This window comes from Acinetobacter sp. SA01, from assembly GCF_011319235.1.
GTDB lineage: Bacteria > Pseudomonadota > Gammaproteobacteria > Pseudomonadales > Moraxellaceae > Acinetobacter.
The window spans coordinates 157,198-164,482 of record NZ_WXXM01000007.1 but is presented as its reverse complement, the minus strand read 5'-3'; the positions used below and the strand labels follow the sequence as shown (position 1 = coordinate 164,482).

At 42.8% G+C, this 7,285-nt stretch carries 5 protein-coding genes; 2 read left to right on the top strand and 3 right to left on the bottom strand.

Features of this window, described 5'->3' with window-relative positions; all coding sequences use genetic code 11:
• The 3 genes from GTU69_RS08920 to GTU69_RS08910 all read right to left on the bottom strand — a co-directional run.
• On the bottom strand, positions 1-254 hold a 254-nt coding region (locus GTU69_RS08920; protein ID WP_166169863.1), incomplete at its 3' end, for a transposase.
• Between the two features lie 47 nt (positions 255-301).
• Complete coding sequence (locus GTU69_RS08915; protein ID WP_205683477.1) at positions 302-1,465, bottom strand: hypothetical protein; 1,164 nt, start codon at positions 1,463-1,465, stop codon at positions 302-304.
• The gene (locus GTU69_RS08910; RefSeq protein ID WP_166169873.1) at positions 1,465-4,329 is read right to left on the bottom strand and encodes a type VI secretion system Vgr family protein; all 2,865 of its coding nucleotides are present in this window, start codon (positions 4,327-4,329) and stop codon (positions 1,465-1,467) included. The genes GTU69_RS08915 and GTU69_RS08910 overlap by 1 nt, the downstream gene beginning before the upstream one ends.
• A gap of 223 nt (positions 4,330-4,552) precedes the next feature.
• Between GTU69_RS08910 and GTU69_RS08905 the strand changes: the two genes are divergently transcribed.
• Positions 4,553-5,707 (top strand): methionine aminotransferase, encoded by a 1,155-nt coding sequence (locus GTU69_RS08905; protein WP_166169861.1) that lies wholly within the window; start codon positions 4,553-4,555, stop codon positions 5,705-5,707.
• 118 nt (positions 5,708-5,825) lie between these two features.
• Positions 5,826-7,196, top strand: coding sequence for an MATE family efflux transporter (locus GTU69_RS08900; RefSeq protein WP_166169859.1), 1,371 nt, complete (start codon positions 5,826-5,828; stop codon positions 7,194-7,196).
• Positions 7,197-7,285: the final 89 nt, after the last annotated feature.

Here is a 7,285-nt window from a genome sequence, read left to right as displayed (position 1 = left end):
CTGATCCAGAATGCCTCGTAATCTAAAAAAAATTTATCCCATAATCCCTTACTTGCCCAGCGATTAAAGCGATTGTAAGCAGTTTGCCAAGGGCAAAGTTCTTGAGGAATATCACGCCATGTCGCACCCGTACGTAGTTTCCATAAGATGGCTTCCATGATATTTCTACTGTTTTTTGAACAGTAACAACCGTGTAATCGCATAGTATCTTGAATTTGCTGCCAAATATCATCGGTGAGAAGAGTACGTGCCATTGAAAAAATGTAGAAATGAAAAGAGCTTAAAGGAGGATTTTAAGCATTTAAAACCAATTCTTCAAATGAGGACACGCCCTAGTATAATTCAAACTCTCTCTTAGTTTTGTAAAATTCTCAGTTTCTATTTTTCCCTGAGCTAAAATATTAACTAAGTCTCTACAAGAGTTTACTCCATATTTTTTCATAAAGTTAGGTAACTTTAATAATGCTGCTTGAAATTCAGCTTTAGCTTTCGGAGCGATATTTTTTATAAAATCTATGTCAAGTTTTAAAGACTTCCCACAAGTCATACATGTAATACTTTCTGTAATAGGTTTATTAATATTCGGTTCATTTTTCGCTGTGCTACCGATTGTTACATCCACATCTAAATGCAACTTAACTGAACTTTCCTTTATTCTTTTTGGTAAATAATTTACCGATTTGAGTGGCGTACCATCAGGTTTATATACTGTTATTTTTAACCATTTTCCAATATAACCTCGAACTGCAAGCTTTCCATTTGAAACAGAAATTAGATTTTTTTCTTTGCTCTCTAGAGCCAATATTTCAACATTGGTTTTTGCTACATTATATTTATTATCATTTCTATCCAGCAGCGTAATCGTCGATAAACTTTTAAAGTTATCGCAAGATTCATCTAATTGAATAAGGATTGGCTGTTCAGAACCACTGCCAGAATTTACAGATTTTTTTAAAACAAATGTATCACCCGATGTCAGCACTAAAATTTCAATGTCCCGATTTGGAGAAGATTCTATTTCTGCCAGTCCTTCTTGATTGGTACAACGCTCAAAAGAATTTTTCCCTTTGGGACGCGATTGTATAGGAAAGTTGCTCATCACTTTTCCATGACGATCAACCACCTTAAAAAGATTTTTTACAGTTTTACTCTGACGAATTTTGATGTTTTCTTGTCGATATTCTTCAATCGTTTTGGGTAAATAAACTTTTACCGGATAACTGGCAGATGAGCTTACGGATGAATTCATCATTTTAAGAACTGTATATTCTTTAGCATTCGGTGGTTTAGCTAAAATTTCAATTGTTCTGTTAGAAGAAGCCTGAAAGATGAAAAAACCCTTTTCATCTGTTTTTTGCTGGTTTTCTCTACTTGAGCCTTGATAACGGGACTTTACATTTAGATTAATAATTCGTTGACCTGATTTATCATAGAATTTAGAAAAAATTGTGATTAGATGACTCATTAATCAAAATCCTCTTCTGTGTAAACGTCATCATCTTCTAAAATTTCTTCTTCTGTTTCTTCTATCAGCTCATCACTATTATCGTTTGATATATCCTGACTTAAATAAGTATTTAAAGAATTAAATCCCAAGGCGGTAAATTCTGTTTGTTGTGGCGTATAGAACCTGAAGGAACTCATATTTTTTTCACTATCCAGCTCATTTTTAATATTTTTAATTAATTTTCCATCTGATTGATCAACAATAAAAATTTCCTTTTCACCCTCTGAAAAATGATTCCAGCTGTAATCCAGCTGATTACTATAAGGCGTTTCAAGCATTGGTAAACTGATCTGAGGCATAACTACCTTCCCTCCTCCTACAAAACTATGTTGTCCCGCCTTACTCTCAAACTTGCCAGCCGTAGTCGTAAAAATACCTTCTGCATTGATCTTTAACTGTGAACCACCCGCTGTCAGTACAATTTCTTTCGGGCTGGTGATTTCAATCTGGTCTTCGGTCGAAATCAGCTTAATGACCTTACGGGCTATGGCTTCAATAGCATCATCCTGTGCTTGAAGCTCGACTTTGCCTTTCGCCGCATATGCACTAAAGCCCTGCTGCGCTGCAAACAGGCTGATCTTGTCTTGAGCATGGCTAATGAATGACTTTTGCGTTGAGAAATTAATTGCATCTCCAGCAATTTGACTGATCTGCCCATCAGCAGAGAAATGTAAATCTTCATAGGTGACACAGGTGATGGAGCTTGGCGCAGAAAGAATCATTAAAGCCTGTTTAAAGGCATTTGCTTTGGCTTCATCCTTATGTTCAATCTGCTCTAGAAAATGCTTTAAATTGTCTAAAACGGTGAGTGAATCCGTTTGCTGATTTTTCGCTATGTCATTAAGTGCTTTTGAATGATTGAAACTATTTTCAAGCTGACGTTTGGCCTGATTCACCTCTAAATGATGACCTGCTGCGCTATCTTGTTTATATGTGGAAATGAGCAAACCTTCACCCGCCCGAACAGCACCCCAGTGATCCGTTCTTAGCTCAAAACCTTCACCACGACCCTCACTGGCCTCAGCAGCTTTTGGATGACTAAGATGTCCCAAATTCAGCTGACTTGCGCCATGGCTACTCTGTAACTGGCTGCTGATCTGTCCACGAGTATCATCAAAACGCAATTGGTTAAAACCTAAACCACCAACTTCCTGCGAGCGGATACCACTGAGCTTTTTGGTCTCCGGTAACTTACCTTTGCCATCAAACATGGTCTGATGGCGTTCCGCTTCATGAATCCGCCCCACCACAAAAGGCCGGTCCACATCCCCCTCAAAGAAATCAATCACCACAATTTCACCAATCCGCGGATGAAAACGCACACCATAACCTTCACCTGCCCACGGGGTCAGGACATCCACCCAGGCTGAATCGCTATCATTGTCATTGCTGCCGGCTCCGCCATCATGTCCATGATCCTCGTCACGGGTAAACAAAAAGCGGACTTTAATTCGCCCCCACTGATCGACATAAATACTTTCCCCTTCCGGACCGACCACTCTGGCACGTTGCGGATACGCTACAGGTCGGTGATTTAGGGGATGATATTCAGGCACTACGGCAATATTGCGGCGCACCAGATACAGCTCATTCCCCTGTCGTTCCTCACCCGACTGCTGCCAACGGCTTAAACTCAACAAGCTATCGACTTGCCGATGGATGTCTTTCGGCAAATTATTCTGGTTATAAAAAGACTTGCCTAAAATCAGGAATTTTTTATCTGAACCTGAATGCTGGTCAATTTCAGGATGGCCGAGCAATTCAAACCAGTAGCCCACATGAGCATCACGTACACTGCTCTGGGCTGTAAAATATTTGGCCTGCAAGTCTTGGTACTGGCTCAGTTGCCGGTTCAGTTTTTCCAGTTGCTGGTTGTTTGAGACAGTACTTTGATCCGTACCCGTTAAGTCAGATGTCCATGCAGGACTGATGCTCCAGGCTTGCTCTAAACTTAAAGTTTCATTGTCCTGCACATCACTATGCTGATGCTTGCTCAACTGGGAATAGGGTTGATCCTGAGACAGCAGACTGGCTTGCCAGTGCTGAACCTGAACGGCCGTCGATTGCAAAGCGCGTTCGGCAATAAAACTGGTGATGCTGTCAAACGCTTCTGCGGCATGGCTGCGATGAAAGCGCACCGATCTTCTTTTTAAGGCATTAAACTGATGATTCTCATCAATCAAACATAATTTTTGCGCCTGAATGCCTGCTGCCGAGCTGGCGACGACATGCTCGGCTTCATCAATCAGCCAATTGATGCCTTCGCTGCGCCACAGTCGGGTGAGAAATTCATAATCGGTTTCATTAGCCTGCATCACAAAAGGCCGTACATCATATTCTTTGCTCAGGCCTTGCATATTTAAACTGAGACTGGCTGCAAACAGGCCACTTTTGCTTTGCCATTCCCTAAATAGGATTTCGCTAATCTCACGTACGCTTTTGTTCATAAACACGCGACTATTACGGCGCTTGTGCCAAAGTGCAGTCGCATCTTCAAAGGTCAGTTTATACAGGGTTAATGCACCATCACTTTGCCCCTGACTGGCAGCAGTAATTACCCCGCTCATCCGGGACAACTCGCCTGCATCCGTCACCTGATCCACAGCTACCTGTCCGCCAATAAATTGTTTTAAGGGAATATAAGCATGCGTCGACAGACATATCAGTTCAGCTTTTAGGCCCTGATTGATGCGGTGCTGCCCTTCAATACGTTGAATAAAGACCTGAGCATTCAGCAATTCATTGGAAAACTGGATGTGCAGGGCGCGCTTTTGCAAACTTAAGCCCACACTCTCCATTACAGTATGGATATTTTTAAACATGTTCATTTATTGTTGTTATGGCTTTATTTTAATTTGAGACGCATTCTAGGAAATGTTGTTTTTTTCGTCCAGTAGGTTTTTTGTTAATTTTATCCATCAGCGTAATTCAGTTAAATGGATGAAATTAGATAAAAATGTGCAGAGCTTAAGCCTATCCTTTTATTTTGCTGTGCTGCGCTTGCTGTTACACTGAACAGCAAAAGAATATTGAAGAGTTCGGGTCATGCTTGAGATTCATTCCAAACTACCGGCACAGGGTGTCACTATTTTCAGCGTGATGACCGCGATGGCACATCGCCTGAATGCCTTAAATCTCTCCCAGGGTTTTCCCGACTTTGCCGCTCCACCCGCGCTGCTCAAAGCCTTAAGCCAGGCGACTCTGGATGGCTTTAATCAATATGCACCCAGTGATGGCTTAATTTCACTGCGTGAACTGGTGGCGCAGCAATTTTTAAAACGCGATCAATTGGTGATTGATCCCATCACTGAAATCACCATTACACCCGGGGCCACCATTGCTATTTTTGTTGCCATTCAAGCCCTGATCCATGCTGGTGATGAAGTGATTATTTTCGACCCCTGTTATGACAGTTATGGACCCAGCGTTAAACTGGTGGGAGCTAAAGCTGTTCACATTCCCCTGACCGCCCCACAATTTTCAGTAGACTGGAACCGGGTGAAAGATGCCATTAACGATAAGACCCGGATGATCATTGTGAATACTCCGCATAATCCGAGCGGTGCCATCTGGTCAGATCAGGACTGGTTAAATTTAATTGAACTGATTCGCGATAAAAATATCATTGTCCTATCCGACGAAGTTTATGAGCACCTGATTTATGACGGTCAAAAGCACTATTCAGCCTTGTCCTTTCCGGAGCTTCGCGACCGCAGCATTGTGGTCGGGTCATTTGGTAAAACTTTCCATGTCACTGGCTGGAAAACCGGATATTGTATTGCCTCACCTGAACTGATGAAAATATTCAGACAGGTCTATCAGTTCGCCAGTTTCTGCGGGGTAACACCAGTACAAATGGCACTGACCACGTTTATGCAGCAGCATCCTGAACATATTGAAGGGCTTGCAGACTTTTATCAGGAAAAGCGTGACTTGTTTAATTCAGGCCTGCGTAATTCGCGCTTTCATTTTACCCCTTCACAAGGCACCTATTTCCAGAACCTGAATTACAGCGCCATCCGTCCCGATCTGGATGATGTCGAGATGTGTAAATTCTTGGCCGAACAGCATGGCATTGTTGCCATTCCAATCTCTGTGTTTTATCAGCAGCCACCGGAAAATTTACGTTTAATTCGCTTCTGTTTTGCCAAAAAAGATGAAACCTTAGAGCAGGCTACCGCCATTTTATCGACTGTTTAAATTCATCATTTGCAATCGAATTCAGCCTTGGTTACGGAAAAACTAAGGCTTGTTTAAGCTAACTCAGGTAGGGTTAGTAATGAGAATCAAAAGATAAAAAATAGTTACAGGACGTTCCATGCCTCCTCATCATCACTCCTTGTTCAACCAGCAAAAACTTTGGAAAACATTTCTGATTTTTCTGTGGCCGTTAATTGCGACCAATATTCTGCAAAACCTGTCCGGAACCATAAATACCATTTTTGTCGGGCAAATGATGGGGGTGAATGCCATTGCAGCGGTGGCGGTATTCTTTCCAATTCTGTTCTGCCTGCTGGCTTTTGTGATTGGGCTTTCCACAGGTGCAACGGTATTGGTTGGACAGGCTTGGGGAGCGAAAAATATTGAAAAAGTGCGCTATGTGGTGGGATCTACCCTGTTCATGACCCTCATTGGCGGTAGTATCATTGCCCTGCTGGGGGTATTTTTTGCCGAAAACATTCTGTTGGCCCTAGGTACCGACCCGGAGGTGATGCCCCTGTCGCTGCCTTATGTACAGTGGATGCTGGCCGGCAGTCCTTTACTGTTTGTTTATATTATCTATAGCTCGATTTTGCGCGGAGTCGGTGATAGTACCACACCGCTGATTGCCTCCGCCATGACTATTCTGATCGGGGTCCTGATCACACCGGTGCTGATTGGCGGATATTTTGGTTTTCCGAAAATGGGCATTATTGCTCCAGCGATTGCGACCGCTGTCGGTTATATGGCAGTCCTGATCTTTTTGTACATTTACCTGAATAAAAAAGGTCACCCGCTGAAGCCTGACCGTCATTTGCTCAGCCACATTCGCCATCACCCGGAAATGAGTATAATTATTCTACGTTTAGGTATTCCTACCGGCGTTCAAATGGTCACCACATCTGTTGCCGGACTGGTGATTGTCGGCCTGGTCAACCGTTATGGTTCACATGCCACTGCAGCCTATGGGGCAGTCAATCAGGTTTTGAATTACATCCAGTTTCCAGCCCTGTCTATTTCCATTGCCGCCTCCATTTTTGCAGCACAGGCGATTGGTGCAGAAAAATCAGATCTGCTCAATAAAGTGACCCATACTGCACTCGCTATGAATATCGTAATTACCGGTGGATTGGTGGCTCTAGCCTATCTGTTCTCGAAATATCTGATGGCACTGTTTATCACCGACCCGACGGTGGTGGTACTGGGACAGCAACTGTTATTTATTGTGCTATGGTCCATTCTGTTCTTTGGTGCCAGTGCAATTTTTGCTTCCATCATGCGTGCCAGCGGTACCGTGACCCTACCGATGCTGATTAATATTGCTGCGATTTTATTGATTGAAGTGCCCTGTGCCTACCTGTTCAGCCGATGGTGGGGCTTGCAAGGCATCTGGTATGCCTATGCATTGGCCTTTGTCATCTTGTGCATCATGCAGGGGCTATATTACCAATTCGTGTGGAAGAAAAAGACCATTAAGGCACTGGTGTAATATTCAGCCTTTAACAGCGAAATAAATCCAAGCAAAAAACTTGTGATTGGCGTATTTCCTGCTTAATCCATATTTTTTATATGGATTTA

Excerpts from the sequence above, each read along its gene's own strand:
- GTU69_RS08915 (WP_205683477.1), bottom strand. The coding sequence starts at position 1,465 with ATGAGTCATCTAATCACAATTTTTTCTAAATTCTATGATAAATCAGGT.
- GTU69_RS08910 (WP_166169873.1), bottom strand. The coding sequence starts at position 4,329 with ATGTTTAAAAATATCCATACTGTAATGGAGAGTGTGGGCTTAAGTTTG.
- GTU69_RS08905 (WP_166169861.1), top strand. The coding sequence starts at position 4,553 with ATGCTTGAGATTCATTCCAAACTACCGGCACAGGGTGTCACTATTTTC.
- GTU69_RS08900 (WP_166169859.1), top strand. The coding sequence starts at position 5,826 with ATGCCTCCTCATCATCACTCCTTGTTCAACCAGCAAAAACTTTGGAAA.